The organism is Serratia sp. MMO-28, assembly GCF_037199905.1.
GTDB classification, from domain to species: domain Bacteria; phylum Pseudomonadota; class Gammaproteobacteria; order Enterobacterales; family Enterobacteriaceae; genus Chania; species Chania oryzae.
In genome coordinates this window covers 1-1,339 of the sequence record NZ_JBBCVB010000071.1, presented here as the reverse complement: position 1 = coordinate 1,339, position 1,339 = coordinate 1, and the positions used below count along the sequence as shown (strand labels likewise).

Annotated in this window: 1 pseudogene; it reads right to left on the bottom strand. The window is 66.6% G+C overall.

From position 1 onward, the window contains the following. A pseudogene (locus WG891_RS26560) lies at positions 1-1,339 on the bottom strand (autotransporter outer membrane beta-barrel domain-containing protein); the annotation flags it as partial.

Here is a 1,339-nt window from a genome sequence, read left to right as displayed (position 1 = left end):
GACCTCCACCGCGCTGGTGCCCAACGCATTGGCCGCGCCGGCGGTGATGGTGGCACCGGACGCGATATGGGTGGCCGCCGACAGGCCGCTGTTGGCGGCACTCAGCGCCAGGGTGCCGCCGTTGACGTTCAGCGTCCCGGCCCCGGTCAGGCCGCCGACCGCGCTGGAGGTGCCGCCCTCCTGCAGGGTCAGTATCCCGCCCGCCAGGTCAATCACCCCGGTGTTGGTCAACAACCCGCTGGTCAGCACGCCCGGATCGAGCGTGACCGTGCCCAGGTTGGTGAGCGCCCCCACCGTCTGGCTGAAGGTGTTGGTATTGAAGCTGGCGCCGCTCGCCACCGTCAGCAGTGAGGTGGCGCCAAAGGCATTGTTGCTGCCCAGACGCACATCGCCACCGGCGATCGTGGTGCTGCCGGTGTAGCTGTTCTGGCTATTGGTGACGGTCAGGGCCCCGTTGCTGGCATCAAACACGATGCCGCCCACCCCGGTCAGTTGTGCGGTCAGGTTTTTGTTGGCATCCGGGCTGACATCGGTGGCAATCACCAGCGCGTTCGGGTTGTCCTGCAACAGGTTAATCGCACTCAGGCCGTAGTTCAGGTACAGGCCCGTGGCGCTGGCCCCGTCGGTGTTGGACAGCGCGTAATGGTAGGTTGCATCCGCTACATGCGCCGCGTTCTGGTTAATGGCAGAGAGTAATCCTTGCGGCGTCACCGCCACCCCATCAATCGTCAGCGTCAGGGTATCGGCCCCGCTGGCGGTGGTGGCGCTGATAAGCCGCATCGGCGTACCGCCCCGGTTCTGATCGAGGATCGACAGGTTCGGCGGCACCACCGGCAGGGTATTGTTCCAGGAGCCTGCCCCCTCCAGATTGACGGTGCCGCCGCTGGCGGTCAGGGTCTGGGTGGTGACCGTGCTCTCGGCGCTGGAGAGCGGGGCGCCGCCGGTGAAGTTCAGCGTGCCGCCGTTCAGGGCCAGGCTCTGCAGCGTTGCGCTGCCCGGCGTGCCGGCCACGCCCACCGTGGTATCGCTGCCGCTGTTCAGCATCAGCCCCGCCCCTGCCAGGGCCGCGGCATTGGTGCCGGCCAGCGAGAAGGTGGTGTTATTCAGCGCCACGTTGCCGGTAAAGGCGGTGCCAGCGCCGGCCCCGAAGTTGAAGGCGCCGTTCGCCGTATCGACATTCACCTGCCCGGCCCCGGTCAGGACGTTGTTCAGGGTAAAGGCCCCGCTGTTGCTGATATTGAGGGTGCTGCTGGCATCGTTGACGTGCAGTTCGGTGGCCGCATTCAGCGCGCTCCCCGCGTTCAGCGTCAGGGAGGCGTTACTGTTGATGTCCAGCAGG